Annotated in this window: 14 protein-coding genes; 5 read left to right on the top strand and 9 right to left on the bottom strand. The window is 36.5% G+C overall.

Annotation, left to right across the window (positions count from 1 at the left end):
• Positions 1–75 precede the first annotated feature (75 nt).
• Both P278_RS05860 and P278_RS05855 read right to left on the bottom strand, forming a co-directional pair.
• Positions 76–1,449, bottom strand: a complete 1,374-nt coding sequence (locus P278_RS05860) for a sensor histidine kinase (protein WP_038263736.1) — start codon at positions 1,447–1,449, stop codon at positions 76–78.
• Positions 1,446–2,114, bottom strand: coding sequence for a response regulator transcription factor (locus tag P278_RS05855; protein ID WP_038263734.1), 669 nt, complete (start codon positions 2,112–2,114; stop codon positions 1,446–1,448). The genes P278_RS05860 and P278_RS05855 overlap by 4 nt, the downstream gene beginning before the upstream one ends.
• Before the next feature lie 296 nt (positions 2,115–2,410).
• Between P278_RS05855 and P278_RS16895 the strand changes: the two genes are divergently transcribed.
• Entirely contained in the window at positions 2,411–3,298 is an 888-nt protein-coding gene (locus P278_RS16895; protein ID WP_038263731.1) for a putative metal-binding motif-containing protein, read from the top strand.
• A gap of 74 nt (positions 3,299–3,372) precedes the next feature.
• Here the strand turns inward: P278_RS16895 and tnpA are convergent, their stop codons facing one another.
• From tnpA to P278_RS05835, 3 genes are all read right to left on the bottom strand, one after another.
• Positions 3,373–3,807, bottom strand: coding sequence for an IS200/IS605 family transposase (tnpA, locus tag P278_RS05845; protein ID WP_038263728.1), 435 nt, complete (start codon positions 3,805–3,807; stop codon positions 3,373–3,375).
• A 121-nt stretch (positions 3,808–3,928) separates the two neighbouring features.
• Entirely contained in the window at positions 3,929–4,444 is a 516-nt protein-coding gene (locus P278_RS05840; protein ID WP_038263724.1) for a hypothetical protein, read from the bottom strand.
• A gap of 285 nt (positions 4,445–4,729) precedes the next feature.
• The gene (locus P278_RS05835; RefSeq protein WP_038263720.1) at positions 4,730–6,490 is read right to left on the bottom strand and encodes a transcriptional regulator; all 1,761 of its coding nucleotides are present in this window, start codon (positions 6,488–6,490) and stop codon (positions 4,730–4,732) included.
• A 257-nt stretch (positions 6,491–6,747) separates the two neighbouring features.
• Between P278_RS05835 and P278_RS05830 the strand changes: the two genes are divergently transcribed.
• A complete protein-coding gene (locus tag P278_RS05830) occupies positions 6,748–8,502 on the top strand; it encodes an APC family permease (RefSeq protein ID WP_038263717.1) in 1,755 nt (584 codons plus the stop codon).
• A gap of 18 nt (positions 8,503–8,520) precedes the next feature.
• Here the strand turns inward: P278_RS05830 and P278_RS05825 are convergent, their stop codons facing one another.
• Positions 8,521–9,189, bottom strand: coding sequence for a sterol desaturase family protein (locus tag P278_RS05825; protein ID WP_038263714.1), 669 nt, complete (start codon positions 9,187–9,189; stop codon positions 8,521–8,523).
• Between the two features lie 143 nt (positions 9,190–9,332).
• Here P278_RS05825 and P278_RS05820 point away from each other — a divergent pair, with 143 nt between their 5' ends.
• From P278_RS05820 to trxA, 3 genes are all read left to right on the top strand, one after another.
• Positions 9,333–10,625, top strand: coding sequence for a dipeptidase (locus P278_RS05820; RefSeq protein ID WP_038263711.1), 1,293 nt, complete (start codon positions 9,333–9,335; stop codon positions 10,623–10,625).
• A 121-nt stretch (positions 10,626–10,746) separates the two neighbouring features.
• A complete protein-coding gene (locus P278_RS05815; RefSeq protein WP_038263708.1) occupies positions 10,747–11,025 on the top strand; it encodes a DUF3817 domain-containing protein in 279 nt (92 codons plus the stop codon).
• A gap of 112 nt (positions 11,026–11,137) precedes the next feature.
• Positions 11,138–11,437: a thioredoxin gene (gene trxA, locus P278_RS05810; RefSeq protein ID WP_038263705.1), complete on the top strand. Its 300-nt coding sequence runs from the start codon at positions 11,138–11,140 to the stop codon at positions 11,435–11,437.
• A gap of 147 nt (positions 11,438–11,584) precedes the next feature.
• On the opposite strand, the gene P278_RS05805 is transcribed toward trxA, so the two are convergent.
• The 3 genes from P278_RS05805 to P278_RS05795 all read right to left on the bottom strand — a co-directional run bounded on the left by P278_RS05805 (position 11,585) and on the right by P278_RS05795 (position 14,147).
• Positions 11,585–12,436 carry a universal stress protein gene (locus tag P278_RS05805; protein WP_038263702.1) on the bottom strand — a complete coding sequence of 284 codons (852 nt, stop codon included), beginning with the start codon at positions 12,434–12,436 and terminating at the stop codon, positions 11,585–11,587.
• 74 nt (positions 12,437–12,510) lie between these two features.
• Positions 12,511–13,359, bottom strand: coding sequence for a dienelactone hydrolase family protein (locus tag P278_RS05800; RefSeq protein WP_038263699.1), 849 nt, complete (start codon positions 13,357–13,359; stop codon positions 12,511–12,513).
• A gap of 104 nt (positions 13,360–13,463) precedes the next feature.
• A complete protein-coding gene (locus tag P278_RS05795; protein WP_038263695.1) occupies positions 13,464–14,147 on the bottom strand; it encodes an OmpA family protein in 684 nt (227 codons plus the stop codon).
• Positions 14,148–14,152: the final 5 nt, after the last annotated feature.

Here is a 14,152-nt window from a genome sequence, read left to right as displayed (position 1 = left end):
TAATCTTTATAAATGATAAAGACCAAATGTAGGTTTGCTATCTAAAGCTATTCTAAGTACTTTCTTAAGATTCGCTTAAAATACAATGGTGAATTTAGTGCCTCTATTTAACTCACTTTCTATGTGAACCCGGGCATGAATGGCATCTGCTGCCTTTTTAACAATTGATAAGCCCAGACCGTTGCCTTTAATGTTTCTATGAGCCAGGGCATCAGATCTGAAGAATGAATTAAAGAGTTTATTCATATCTTCTTTTTTAATTCCAATACCGCGGTCTTCTACAGTACAAACAATACCTTGCTCGTTCCTTTCTATCCCAATCTTAATGCTTCCTTCTTGATGTGAGTATTTTATAGCGTTGTGTATAACGTTCTCCATGATGAGCATGGTGTAGTATTGCGGGGTATTTAAATCGGTCTCCGCATCATAATGAGTAGTAATCTGTAAGTGTTTTTCTTCGATAAGCTCCTTATGACGTGCAAGAATTTCGTCGATGACCAGCGGCAGACTTACCTCCATTCCGGCATCGAGACTCTTACCTGAATCTACTCGAGCCAATAATAACAGTTGATCGATAGTTTCTGACATTCGGTTAATTTCCTGCAATCCATAACCGATCTTATCTATATACTCCTCCGGAGTGCGCTGTTTTCGGATGAGGACTTCGAGGGTACCCTTTAAGGCAGCTAAAGGGGTTCTAAGTTCGTGGGAAGCATCTGAGGTAAACTGGCGTTCACGTTCTAAAGCATTTTCAATGCGCTGCAATAATTCATTAAAGTTGGAAGACAAATCATAAAGTTCATCCTTACGTTGGGGCAAATTAACCCGTTCATTCAGATTGTTTTTGGTGATCCGTTTAGTGGTATTCGATATCTCAGATACAGGAAGAATACTGCGACCGGCAAGATACCTGGAAATAAAATAAAGCCCGATTAAAACAGTTAAAAACGAAAAAACAAGCACGTTTTTAAGCTTGAGAATTACCATTTTAGAAGATTCGAGTGACATGGCAGCGAGAATATACCCCTTGGTTTCACCCTGCTGTTCTATAGGGATCTGTACCTGTCGAATCGCCTGGTTGTGAAGTTCGGCATTAATATGATCCCTGCTGGAAGCATGACTTCGGTAGGCAAGACTTTCATGTTTCAGATTGGGAGATTTATCCATCAATTTCCCATCCTTATCAATAATTTGGAGAAAAACAGGGTTTACCTGTACTTCTCGGTGTTCTTTCTCTTCCCACTCTAATTTATTGATGAATTTTAGGCTATCGCCTACAACCACAATCTCATCTGTGTGCCGATGGGCTTCATACGCTAAATCGCTGTCTAAATTGCGGTATACGGTACTTCTTACGATGAAGAATATAACACTAAATATAATCAGCATAATCGCTGCTGTAGCGATCATATAATGTAAGGCAATTCTATTTTTAAAACTTAAATTCATTTCTCCAGGGCTATATAACCCACCCCTCGTACGGTTTGTATATAATTTTCTTTGTCGGTCAGGTTAAGCTTTTTCCTAAGGGCATTAATATAAACATCGATGACGCCCGTATTGTATTGAAAGTGGATATCCCAAACGTTTTCAATGATTTTGGTACGTGTGCATACTTTCCCCTTGTTTCGAAGTAAATAGGCCAACAAAGCAAATTCTTTTTGGGTTAGAATGATCTCCTGATCTTCCCGAAAAACCCGATGCGTGTCTTTATTCAAGGTAATCGGACCAATTTCATATATGGAATTTTCACCTACGGAATTACGGAGCTGAACCTTTACACGCTCTAAAAGTTCTTCAAAATGAAAAGGCTTTTTGATGTAGTCATTTGCTCCTGCCTGCAATCCAAACACGGTTTCACTAACCGTATCTTTCGCTGTTAGAAAGATGATTGGGGTGTCTTTAGATTTTTTTCGAAAACGGCGACAAATTTCGATTCCACTCATTCCCGGTAACATCCAGTCGAGTAAAAGTAAATCATATTCGCCCGTAAGCGCCAGTTCCAGCCCTGTATCTCCTTCTTCAGCTACGTCTACCGTATAGAGTTCCTCTTCAAGACCCTGCTTGAGGAAATTGGCGATTCCGGGTTCATCTTCAACAATTAAAATACGCATCATACAAAAGAACTACAAATCGAAAAAATAATCAATTCACGATCCTTAAGATTTGCTTAATTTTTAATTCCTGATTCTGAAAAGATTAATATCCTGGTTTTATAAATTCCACTTACCCCTTTTAAAAGTTGTTGTGGAATCTCCTTTTTTAGTGGTTGTTGATTATTTGTCTATTACTAAAATGAGCCTCCGTGCAGATATTCATTTAATTTAGAGCACTGATTACCTCCCCCGTATACCGCAAGTTTCTTCCACACCAAGCGAAGTAAATATTAAATAACCAAAACTTTTATTTTATGAAAAGCAGTATTTTATTTTTAACACCCAGACGTGCAATCAACGCATTAGCAATCACAATGGTTGTTTGCATAACGGGCGGATGTACATCAGACCACGACGATGAATTAATGTTAGATCCTGAAAATGTAACTTTTAAAAAGAGTAAAGACAAGAAAATTCAGATTTGTCATTATGATTCGGAGGATAATTCATGGGATATTATTGAAGTAAATGATAATTCCTGGGATGACCATGCTTCACATGGAGATGTTCGATTAGATGACCAGGACAATGACGGTACGGTACCTGATAATGCCTGTGAATTTGGAGTAATGGGCGATTGTGATGACCTGAATGCCAATGTAAGCCCTTTAAACAACGAAATTGTTAATAATGGTATCGATGATGATTGTAATCCGAATACACCGGATGCTCCCGAACTTGTTGACGCTGATAATGATGGGGTTTCATCAGATTTAGATTGTGATGATAACGATCCGTTGAGATTTCCTGGTAACCCTGAAATAGTATTTAATGGAATAGATGATGATTGTAACCCCGAAACACCTGATATTATTGATAGCGACAATGATGGTGTTAATGATAATGTAGATGATTGTCCTGAAGTTCCTGGCCTCATATTGTTTAATGGATGTCCTGATACAGATGGCGATGGGATACAGGATTCACTAGATGCCTGTCCATTGGTAGCTGGTGTTCCCCAACTTAATGGATGTCCGGAATTAGATGCGGATGGAGATGGTTTTAACGCCAGTGAAGATTGTGATGATACCGATCCGACTGTATATCCCGGAGCTCCGGAAATATGTGGAGATAATATAGATCAGGATTGCGATGGATTTGATCGAAGTTGTTCCGGTGGCGGACCTGTTATAATAAAATAGCCCCATTAACTAACTAAACCACTATGGACTGAAAGTCCATAGGTTTGTTACACGAGGGACTAAAGTCCCTCTTTTTACTCTAATATAAAATTAGAGTTATCTGAATTTGGTTTTCTATGATGCTCTAAATATTCATTGAACATTTCATCTGTGATATTTCCAGTACTCCAAGCTCCATAACCTGTTGCCCAAAAATGTTTCCCCCAATACATTTTACTTAATTGAGGAAATTCTTGCTGTAATTTTCTTGAACTACGACCTTTCATCTGCTTTACCAAAAAACTAATACTCTGTCTGGGAGAATATTCTATATGCATATGAACATGATCTGAACTCACCACTCCTTTTAATATTTCTACTTCCTCTGCTTCACATATTTGAATCAGCAAATCCCGACAACGTATTTGAATATCTCCTTTTAGTACTTCATACCTATACTTCGTTGACCATACTATATGGCAACTCAAACGACTAATGGTATGAGATCCTTTTAGTTGATATTCTGGCATCTCATAAAGATATAATTTTTAATATAACTAAAGTGCTGCAATGAAATTGCAGGGTTTTAGACCCTAATTTGAAACCAATAAAGTGCTTGATACTCACTCCTTAAAAAAGGAGTGAGTTTTTTTATAGGGTATATTTAACGGTCTTTCTTTTTGAATCCTTCTTAATAGCTACCTCATAAGCAATAATAGCATCCGAATTTTTAACGTATTTAATGGTACAATGTACCTTATTGAATTCCCAATCCGGATATTGCCTGGCGATCTTACTACTTATCGTTAATGGCAAGCGCACATTTTCATATTTTTCAATACAACTGATCAATGCACCTTCCTGATTATAGGTGGCCTCTACTCTATTATTGCCTTCAGAAAAAGAGATGTGATAAATGGAAGGATCTTCTGAAGTATATATCTTAGCATTTGCTAAGTCGTAATTTGCCACATACTTTTGAAAGTCTGAAATAACCTCGCTTACATTCTTTGTATCAAAATTTGATAAGTATTCACTGTTTTTTAATGGAGTCGTTAGTTCGCTTTTAAATGAACTGTTATCATAATTAACTGAGGCAATTACCTCTTGAGCAGCTGTTAGATTGGTAAATCCTAAAAATACCAAACCAAAAATAAATGTTTTCATTGTGATTGATTTTTTGAGTTAAAGTTTTGGTGATTAATGTTTGTTAACCGACTTGGCTTGGGGGAAGTTTTTACCGGAACTATTTAATGTGCTCTAACATTGGTGATATGTTGTGTACTTATTTCAATGCTATTAATAGAAATAAGTTGAGCATAGTTCCTTGCTAAATCTTTAGTTCTAAAGTACAGAAAATCAGCGTCTAACACTAAAAATCACTATAGACTAATTATAGACAAGGAGTGAATAGATGTTCTTCATTGCTTGAATATCAGTAGATAGGAAAGACTATAAACTTTGAATGAAGTCATCGAGATCGACCTCTTTAGCGAGGTTAAGCTTTTTGCGTAGACGGTATCTGCTGGTATTTAAAGACGCTATGGTAATGTTTTGTAAACGTGCAATTTCATTACTGTTGATTTTCAGACGAATCAATGAACACAATCTTTTATCTGTTTTGCTTAATTCGGGAAACTTAGATTTTAATTTTCGGTAAAAGGCATCACTTAACTTGTCAAGTCGCTCATAAAACTCTTTGTTCTCAGAGTCGAAACTCACTTTATTCTTGATCTCCTGCTCCAATTCATCCATTAAACTTTTTCGCTGCCTGCCTTTAGTGGCTTTTAACGTTTCAATTTTATTAGCCAATAACTCTGCCCATTTTTGATTTTGAGAAAGATTAATAGCAAAATCAGAAAGGTCTCTTTTCTTAGCCGCTACTTCATTTTCTAATTGTTGGTTTTGTACGGCAGCATATTTCAACCGTTCTTCAGCGAGAAGGCGTTTATTCCTGGCATTAATTAGATGTTGTCGCCTGCTAAAGAATAAAGAGGTAAGTAAGGTTATTACCAATAAGGACAGCGAAGCTGAAATGTATAATTTTAATCGCTGGTTTTTAATTTTATTCTCTTTAATGGATTGCTCCATTTTATAGTTTAATCTTATTTTATCTAAAACAATATCATTCGTAGCGGTTAGCCATCTTTTATCTACATCTTTTGAAACTTGATAAAGACTGTCAGACAGTCGATTTAAATATTGTTCATTTTCATAAGCCTCTTTAAAGGCTTCTTTTTTGTACAACAAAATCGATTTAGCTTTTAAGAATTCAGGCATTGACTTCTGGTATTCCCAGGCTTTATTCTTAGGGTCATTTATAAGACTATTCAACCTGAAGTACGTCTGCTGTGCATCCTCTAGCTTATCTTGTTTTAAAGTAGCATTCATATGCTGAGCTCCCGCACTTATAATACGAGGCATGTCTAAAGATTTTAAATCCTTATTAATGATATGCTGGTAAAAATCGAAATTCAGGCCATATAAGTGTCCGGCCTCCTCCGTTTTACCCTGATCCATATAAATATCTGCTATATTATCCCTGATACTTCCAATGAGATAATGATTTGGAAACTCCGCCCTCGTAATATCGAAAGCCTTTTTAAAATAGACCAATGCCGTGTCGGTTTCATTTTTGCTCCAATAATGAAAAAGACCCAAATTATTTAATGCAGAAGGATAATAAGGGGTGTTTCTTGTTTGTGCAAAATCAATATTCTTAAGATGATAAACCGCAGCACTATCATTTAGAGAAAGTCTGGCATAATTTTCGGCTAAGGCGGAATACGCAAAACATACTTTTACATAAAATTCCTCTTTAGTACCTTCGGTAAGCTGATCAGAAACCTGGTGATAATATTTCAATGCTTCCTTATTAGACTTTATACTCTCTTCCGGCAACCCTATCTGGTAAAACCAGTTACCCGAATGAAAATAGCTATCGAGTTTATACGTAATGTGGTCGGTAATATATGGAAGTAACTCCATTCGCTCAAAATGCTTCATAAGGTATTCCTGTAATTCATCTTCAGTAAAAGATTCTCTTCGGAAAGTCTTGATATCGTCTACAGGAAATTGTGCATTCATAGTGGCGGTTAGCTCCTGATGTCGTAATAAAGCTTCATCACTGTCTATAGCTTCTTGACTATATCCAATTGAAAACAATAGTAACAACACCACTTTACTAATTCTAACCGCAAATGCTTGATACATAAACTTAATTACAGATGATTATTCGTGTTAAAATAACCAATAATACACAATTGAAGCTACTGATATCACTATGCTGTATAATTCTTCGTTGTAAGACAACATCGAAGTTAACTTTATGAATTTCTAGGTATTATACCGAGGAATAATCAATTATTCATGGAAAATTTCCTATTTTAGTATGACCTGCGATTATTAGGTTCTTAGATACGGATTTATCCTGTTTTTGATTTCTGTTTGTTTCATTCATTTAAAACGGCATGCCTAAGACCACCATTAAACCCATTGTAAAACAACTCAAAGAGTTACCTGCAACAGCCATTTGTGGTAACGATATTAGTTCTTCATGTTTATATGTGTCCTCGCTTACCATTTTATATGCGGGCCAATATGCCTGGATATCGTTATTAATTGTCGCATTAGTATTATACCTGTTCCGCAAAATTTACGGAGAGGTTGTTGGAGCCATTCCACTTAATGGTGGAGCTTATAATGCCCTGTTGAATACAACCAGTAAATCGGTTGCTTCCCTTGCCGCCACCCTTACCATACTTTCTTATATGGCCACCGCAGTAATTTCGGCCAGTGAGGCCATGCAATATGCCCATGGATTATTGGATAACTGGCCCGTTATGATTACCACCATTATACTTTTGTTCTTATTTATGAGTGTAACCATAATGGGGATTGGCGAATCGTCGAGAGTGGCTGTCGTTATCTTTGTGTTTCATCTTTCATCCCTGATTATTCTTTCATTATTCTGTGGATGGTTTATCGTGAACAACGGTTTAGGGATATTTAATAAAAACTTGTCGCTTCCGGTTCAGGGTAGTGTTACGAATGCCTTATTTTTTGGGTTCAGTGCCGCTATGTTAGGAATTTCGGGTTTTGAAAGTTCTGCTAATTTTGTAGAAGAACAACAACGTGGTGTTTTTAGAAAAACACTGAGAAATATGTGGGTTATCGTTAGTGTTTTTAATCCGCTAATGGCATTTCTGGCCCTCGCCATTCTTCCTATTCCTGAAGTAAAATTACACCAGGAAGCGCTCCTGTCTCATTTAGGGTTAAAAGCTGGAGGAAGCTGGCTTTCATTTCTTATTTCAATTGATGCTGCATTGGTATTGAGTGGTGCTGTGCTTACTTCCTTTATTGGAGTTAGTGGACTCACTGAGCGAATGACCTTAGATCGTATATTACCCTCCTTTTTACTAAAGCGAAATAAAAAAGGGAGTACCTATTTAATTGCCTTTTCCTTTTTCTTGTTATGTACATCTGTGATGCTTATAACAAAAGGTCGTCTGGAAGCATTGGCAGGCGTTTATACTATTGCTTTTCTCTCGGTAATGGTACTGTTTGGAATCGGTAATATTCTATTGAAAATCAGGAGAAAAAATCTTCCCAGACCCGAACGCTCTAACTGGATCGCTCTTCTTTTAGCCATAGGGATGGTTATCCTGGCTTTAATAGGAAATGCCATCATGAATCCGGCTTATCTGAATGTCTTTATTGAATATTTCATTCCTACCATGCTGATTGTGGTCATTATGCTAAACCGGGTTTTTATTCTCAAACTAATTTTAAATATAATACTTTATTTTTTCAGGCCATTAGAAAGGTCCGTCAGGAGGTTGCACGCCGGTATATTGCGGATTATAAATAAAATTAATGAACAGGAATTCGTTTATTTCACAAAAGATGATGATGTAGCTACCCTGAATAAAGTAATGCTTTATATTAAAAGAAATGAGCATACGAGGCGACTTAAAATTGTTGCTGTTTTAAAGGAAGATGAAGAAATCTCTAAAACGTTGTTAAGTGATATAGAAGTATTAGACAGGGAATATCCGGATGTTAAGCTGGAGTTTATTCAAATGGAAGGTGAATTTGGTCCTAAACTCATTAAAAAACTATCTAAACAGTGGAATTTACCTATCAATTTTATGTTTATAGCATCCCCAGGCGATCATTTCCCCTACAGGATTGAAGAACTGGGTGGAGTTAGACTTATTATTTGATCAAAAAAAACCCGTCTTTTAGGACGGGTCTATAAATTCTCCAGCTTTCGCTTGTTGTTTCTTTTTATCTTCTAATAACTCAGGCATCGTTCCGAATATATAATCCCATAAAGGCGATGATACACCAAATGCTCTGTCCGGTTGCCTGTAATGATGAATGGCATGATGATGCCATAGTATTTTTAGGAAGTTACCAGGAACTTTAAAAATATGTACGCTATAGTGAATGGCAAGATATCCTGTGTATCCCATTAAAAAGCCCGCTAAAAATCCAAATACATAATCCCCCATCATGGCACGATAGATAATAAAAAAGAAACTTGCCAGTATTAGTGCCAGTATAGGTGGCATAGCCAGACGCTTCTTGTCTTTAGGGTAATCGTGGTGTACCCCATGAACTTTATGACTAAACTCCTCCATCTTCTCCGTTTGCGGATGATACAGGTATCTATGCATTAAATATTCCACCAGTGTAAATACAAACATGCCGGCAAAGAATAATAAGATCATTACCGGGGTTGTAAATCCTTTTTCAATAATCCCATAATATATCAGGCAACTTGAAATAATTGTATACAGGGTTAGCGGAATTGCTATATGTGTTTTGGTTAATTGTTCGAGAATTGGATTTTTAAATATGGTACCACTTCCCTTATGTTTAGGTCTTCTATTTTTTTTAGCACTCATAGTATGCACAAGATTGATGGTTAAAGCCTACACAAATTTATAAAAATGCACTTAATTGAATTACAACAAACGAATCAAATTTCTTTCTTTACAAATAATAATGTATTTTCATCCAAACTTCTAACCAAATTAATAAATTATAAATGAAAAACTTATACTTACCGGTATTAGTATTCTTCCTGGTTTTAGGATGTAAAGAAAAGCCTTTAACCGAAGAAGAAATAGTAGCAAAAGCGAAAGAAATACACCAAAAAGTAATCACCATCGATACCCATTGTGATATCAATGTTAAAAATTTTACTGATTCCCTCAATTACACACAAGATCTGGATACTCAAATCACCCTCCCTAAAATGAATGAAGGAGGCCTGGATGTGGCTTGGTTCATAGTGTACACAGGGCAGGATTCATTAAATCCTTCGGGATATGAAAAAGCATATAACAATGCCATTTCAAAATTCGAAGCGATTCACCGTCTTACAGAGATAATTGCTCCTGATAAAATAGAATTAGCTTATAATTCTGACGATGTACGCCGTATCCATGATGCCGGAAAAAAGGTGGCAATGATAGGCATAGAAAACGGATATCCTGTTGGAATGGATATTAGTAATGTAAAAAAGTTTTATGACCTGGGAGGTCGCTATATGTCGCTCTCTCATCAAGGACATAGCCAACTATGTGATTCTAATACGGGAGAGGAAAATGATGAATGGTTGCACAATGGTCTCAGTGAATTAGGAAGAGAAGTCGTTTCCGAAATGAATAAATACGGAATGATGATCGATGTATCTCACCCGTCAAAGGAATCTATGAAACAAATGATTGAACTTACAAAGGCTCCCATTATAGCATCTCATTCATCTTCACGTGCCTTATGTAATCATAGTCGTAACCTGGATGATGAACAATTAATGTGGTTGAAAGAAAATGGCGGTGTTGTCCAGACAGTGGCCTTTAGCTCTTATGTAAATACGGAAAAGCATGAAGCTTTCCAGGAGCAAGCAAAAGCTATCTATGATGACGTGGCTAAAGAAATGAACTTTACAACAGTTGGATGGGATAGCGTAAGAAAAATGCCGGATTCTATGCGTAATGCATATGTTGATAAGTATATGGCCATGCGAAAGGCGGCTAGTGATAAGGTCGAAGCTTTAAAGGCTTCTGGAGATCCTGTGGATGTTTCGGATTTTGTTGATCATATCGATTACCTCGTCAATAAAATAGGGATAAAACACGTGGGAATTAGTTCAGATTTTGATGGAGGTGGTGGAATTTACGGGTGGAATGATGCTTCCGAAACCTTCAATGTAACCCTTGAACTCGTTAAACGTGGCTATACCGAGAAGGAAATTGCTATGCTTTGGGGTGAGAACCTTCTTCGTGTATTGGATGAAGTACAGGCCGTTGCAAAGCAATTACAACAGCAATCTTGATAAAGCTAAAATTACCAAAATAAAGGGTTGAGATAATTTTTCTCGACCCTTTTCTTTTTAACAAATATTTCAAAAGAGATTGTAAGCTGTGTTGTAATTTTGCCGCACAAAGAATGAACTTATGAATCTTAAGAATTTTAGAATAGTCAGCATATTAGAAGGAATTTCATATTTACTTATTTTGGGTGTAACCATGCCATTGAAATACATGTTAGATCAGCATGCTCCAAATCAATATATTGGAATGATGCATGGGATCCTTTTTATGATGTATGTAGTAATGGCTTTGGTTTTAAAAAATAAACAAAACTGGTCTGCATACACCCTTGGCATCATACTCTTATGCTCGATAATTCCTTTCGGTACCTTCTGGATGGATAGAAAATATTTACGGGCGTAACATAAGTTACTGATTTTTAAATATCAACTTTAGAACTTTGCCATAAATTTTCCACCTTGTACAAGGTATGGACAAGTTATTCGTTGTTATCAATTAAAAAGAATAAGAAACCATGAAAAGTAGTTTTAAAGATATCATCAATAAAGAGAAACCAGTGCTTATCGATTTTTTCGCAACATGGTGCGGACCATGTCAGACACTGGCACCTATTTTAAAAGAAACCAAGAATGAATTGGGTGAAGAGGTTAATATTGTAAAGGTGGATGTGGATAAAAACCAACCTTTAGCGGCTAACTTCCAGGTTCGTGGAGTACCTACTCTTATTTTATTTAAAAATGGAGAGATTGTTTGGCGACACTCCGGACTCGCATCAAAAAATGACCTTGTAAAGGTGATTAAATCACATTTATAGATAAAAAAGAGACTAAATATTTGGGATCGTTTGTTTGATAAAAGTGATCTGAGAACCAACAAATTCTATTTATAATCTTTTATCATAAAGCATTAAAGGTATCCATATTTAGTCTCTCCTTTGGTTTATAATGGTTTAAGCGTTATTTTATTTATGAGTATAATCATGTAATACCAAATATGGTATTTGAATATGGAAGCTTATTTCTTCAACTCTGGGTTTTCCAAATATTCGTTGAAAAAAGTTATGGTGTCTTGCTACCATACATAACATATCTACTTCCCTGCTCTCTGTAAACGCTCTAACGGCAGATTCTAGTGAGAGTTTAGATAAGGTATAATGAGCATGCGGGATGGTCTCCAGGATACCGTCTAAATATTCTTTAATTTTAATCTGTTCGGATTTTAATTCATTCCTGGCCTCAAGTGCGTGTAAAATTCTAATACTTGCACTCCATTTTTTGGCAATATCAATCATAGGAGCCAGCTCGCTTTCTTCCCAATAGACATCATACTCAGTAGCGAAGGCTATTTCTTTTACTGGTTTGAATACGGCTGTTTCAGGAATTGCTAACACACTACATTTCACTTTTCCAATAACTCCAGCTGTATTACTTCCAATAATCACTTCCCGTACTCCACTGGAACCTTTAGTTCCCATGACTATAAAATCAATTTCATACTTTTTCACTACAGATTTAACTCCGGATACGAAAAAATCATATGCACTAATTGATTTTACTTTTTCGGCTAATTCAGGGAATTCTTTTTTGATCCTGTTCATGACTTCAGTAAGCCCCTCCTCAGAGGACTTTCTGGCCATGTCTGATAATAACTTAGTGTTTTTGGAAGAAGTAACTCCGCTAGTCGGTTGTGCTGTTGGAGGTGTATAGGAATTGAACAAATAAAAATTCTCCGTTTTAGAAAACATACGAAGTGCATAATTAATTGCATTCCATGCATTTTCAGAGAAATCGGTTGGTAATAAAATGTTTTTCATGGTGTTATATCATAATTATAGTTCTAAGATACTATCAACACTTTATTCATAAAATGATATATGTCAATCGTTTACTACATGGATTCATTGAAAACCTCGTTTAAAAGGTTTTTTAATTCGTTCCAGGACTTTCTATCTGCTTCAGCATCATACTTAAGTGGTAAGTTAAATTTATTACCCAACGAGTCAGCAACTTTACTGGTAAAGGAGTGCACAACTCCGGGATATTCCACGTATTTATATTCAATGTTTAAACTGTCTAATTGAGCTTTAAACGTTGTGACTGATTCTTTATTGATAAAAGGATCGTCGGCCCCGTTACAAACCAGAACAGTTGCTTTTAAATCTTTATTTGGCATTACCGGTAATTGTACTCCACTGTGAAAGGCTGCCACAGCATCAAGGTCAGCACCCATATTAGCCATTGTTAAAGCCACACTACCTCCAAAGCAATAGCCGATGGCAGCTATTCTTGTGGAGTCTACTGTAGGCTGTTCTTTTAATAGTTTTAAGGCTACATCGAAACGTTTCTTTGCCTCCCCTATATTACCCATTACTTGTTGTGCAAATTTACCGGCGTCATCCGGATGCATAGCCTGCTTGCCATCTCCATACATATCAAGAGCCAAAGTGGTGTAACCCAGTTCTGCCAGCATATCGGCCCGGTGACGTACATAATCATTATGTCCCCACCACTCATGAACAATCAATATTCCTGGTCTTTTACCCTTCTTACCTGCATCATAAGCAAGGTATCCTTGTAAATTAGTCGTGTCAACGGCATATTTAATGACTTCCCCTTTAACATCTACAACTACTGAAGGCTTATCTTCCGACTGCGGTGCTTCCTGTTTTTTCTGCTTGCATCCTGTAATAAAAAGGATTCCGAGTAATAGGATAAAAGCACTTTTATAAAGTCTCATTTCTTTGTTTTTTGATTTACCTTATTAAGATAGTGATTTCTAGAATTTTATCACAAAAAAAAGTCCGGAAAACCGGACTTTTTATTTCATATAGGGAAGTTTCTTTATTGATTCTTCGCTTCGTTAATCATTTCCTGACTCGCCACGATTCCTAATTCTACTCTCCTGTTTTTAGAGCGACCTTCAGCTGTAGCATTATCGTATTTAGGCTGTGTTTCTCCATACCATTTTACTGTAAATCTTGATCGGTCTACCCCTTGTGCCACTAAATAATCAACTACCGAATTAGCTCTTTTTTTGGATAAAGACATATTATAACTGTCTGCTCCTGAACTATCTGTGTGACCTTCTACTAAAATGTTAGTATCATCATATTCCTTAAATACTTCGGCCATTTTTTGCAATGTTTCCTGACCTTCCGATTGAATTTGGTCAGAATCAAAGCCAAATTTAACACCACTATTTTCGTCAAAAGTAACGTTGATACCTTCACCAACTCTTGTTACCTCTGCTCCAGGGACAGCTGCTTTGATTTCTTCAGCCTGACGATCCATTTTATTACCTATTCGATTCCCAACTGCACCACCGACAGCAGCACCAATAATAGCACCTAATACACTATTACCATCACCTACATTATTCCCTATGACACCTCCTATAGCAGCACCAGAAGCAGCACCAATGGCGGTACCCTTTTGTTCATTGTTTGCATTTTGAATTGCTGAACAACTCATCATTAAAGATGCAGCTATTATTACTAATGAAGATTTTCTTAAAATTGATTTCATTCCTG

It is taken from the genome of Zhouia amylolytica AD3 (assembly GCF_000511935.2).
In the GTDB taxonomy this organism is placed as follows: domain Bacteria; phylum Bacteroidota; class Bacteroidia; order Flavobacteriales; family Flavobacteriaceae; genus Zhouia; species Zhouia amylolytica.
This window is presented reverse-complemented; position numbering and strand designations above follow the sequence as displayed.

Bases quoted from the DNA above. Each gene is read 5' to 3' on its own strand.
- P278_RS05860 (WP_038263736.1), bottom strand. From the start codon at position 1,449: ATGAATTTAAGTTTTAAAAATAGAATTGCCTTACATTATATGATCGCT.
- P278_RS05855 (WP_038263734.1), bottom strand. From the start codon at position 2,114: ATGCGTATTTTAATTGTTGAAGATGAACCCGGAATCGCCAATTTCCTC.
- P278_RS16895 (WP_038263731.1), top strand. From the start codon at position 2,411: ATGAAAAGCAGTATTTTATTTTTAACACCCAGACGTGCAATCAACGCA.
- tnpA (WP_038263728.1), bottom strand. From the start codon at position 3,807: ATGCCAGAATATCAACTAAAAGGATCTCATACCATTAGTCGTTTGAGT.
- P278_RS05840 (WP_038263724.1), bottom strand. From the start codon at position 4,444: ATGAAAACATTTATTTTTGGTTTGGTATTTTTAGGATTTACCAATCTA.
- P278_RS05835 (WP_038263720.1), bottom strand. From the start codon at position 6,490: ATGTATCAAGCATTTGCGGTTAGAATTAGTAAAGTGGTGTTGTTACTA.
- P278_RS05830 (WP_038263717.1), top strand. From the start codon at position 6,748: ATGCCTAAGACCACCATTAAACCCATTGTAAAACAACTCAAAGAGTTA.
- P278_RS05825 (WP_038263714.1), bottom strand. From the start codon at position 9,189: ATGAGTGCTAAAAAAAATAGAAGACCTAAACATAAGGGAAGTGGTACC.
- P278_RS05820 (WP_038263711.1), top strand. From the start codon at position 9,333: ATGAAAAACTTATACTTACCGGTATTAGTATTCTTCCTGGTTTTAGGA.
- P278_RS05815 (WP_038263708.1), top strand. From the start codon at position 10,747: ATGAATCTTAAGAATTTTAGAATAGTCAGCATATTAGAAGGAATTTCA.
- trxA (WP_038263705.1), top strand. From the start codon at position 11,138: ATGAAAAGTAGTTTTAAAGATATCATCAATAAAGAGAAACCAGTGCTT.
- P278_RS05805 (WP_038263702.1), bottom strand. From the start codon at position 12,436: ATGAAAAACATTTTATTACCAACCGATTTCTCTGAAAATGCATGGAAT.
- P278_RS05800 (WP_038263699.1), bottom strand. From the start codon at position 13,359: ATGAGACTTTATAAAAGTGCTTTTATCCTATTACTCGGAATCCTTTTT.
- P278_RS05795 (WP_038263695.1), bottom strand. From the start codon at position 14,147: ATGAAATCAATTTTAAGAAAATCTTCATTAGTAATAATAGCTGCATCT.